At 57.5% G+C, this 742-nt stretch carries 1 protein-coding gene; it reads left to right on the top strand.

Translation table 11 applies throughout. The annotated features are described in order from the left end of the window. The coding region (gene ribB / locus ACTHUM_RS16445; protein WP_440403488.1) for a 3,4-dihydroxy-2-butanone-4-phosphate synthase at window positions 1-742 on the top strand (742 nt) is incomplete at both ends.

Genomic DNA, 742 nt, shown 5'->3' with positions numbered 1-742 from the left:
TGCCTGACATGTGGCTGGATCAAGACCACCAAGACCGCCACGCCCCCACCATCAGCCAAGAAAGAAATACCATGTCCCACATCTCCACCATCCCAGAAATCCTAGCAGACATCAAAGCCGGCAAAATGGTCATCATCACCGATGCCGAAGACCGCGAAAACGAAGGCGACTTGCTGATGGCCGCCCAATTCGTTACCCCCGAAGCCATCAACTTCATGATTAAACACGCACGCGGCCTGGTCTGCCTGCCGATGGACGGCGAAATGGTCGAAAAACTCGGCCTGCCCATGATGACCCAGAAAAACGGCGCGCAATACGGTACCAACTTTACCGTCTCCATCGAAGCCGCCCACGGCATTACCACCGGCATCTCCGCCGCCGATCGCGCCCTGACCATTCAAACCGCCGTTTCCCCATCCGCCAAACCAGAAGACATCGTCCAACCCGGCCACATCTTCCCATTGCGTGCCCAAAAAGGCGGCGTACTCGTCCGCGCAGGACACACAGAAGCCGGCGTTGATCTGGCACAAATGAACGGCCTGATTCCCGCCGCCGTCATCTGCGAAATCATCAACGACGACGGCACCATGGCGCGCATGCCCGAACTGATGAAATTCGCCGAAGAACACAACCTCAAAATCGGCACCATTACCGACCTCATCGAATACCGCAGCCGCACCGAAAGCCTGCTCGAAGACATGGGCAACGCACCCGTACAAACCCCGTGGGGCGAGTTCCAACA

The organism is Neisseria sp. P0021.S006, from assembly GCF_051956895.1.
Note: the sequence above shows the minus strand (reverse complement) of the source record. Positions and strands in the feature narration are given on the sequence as shown.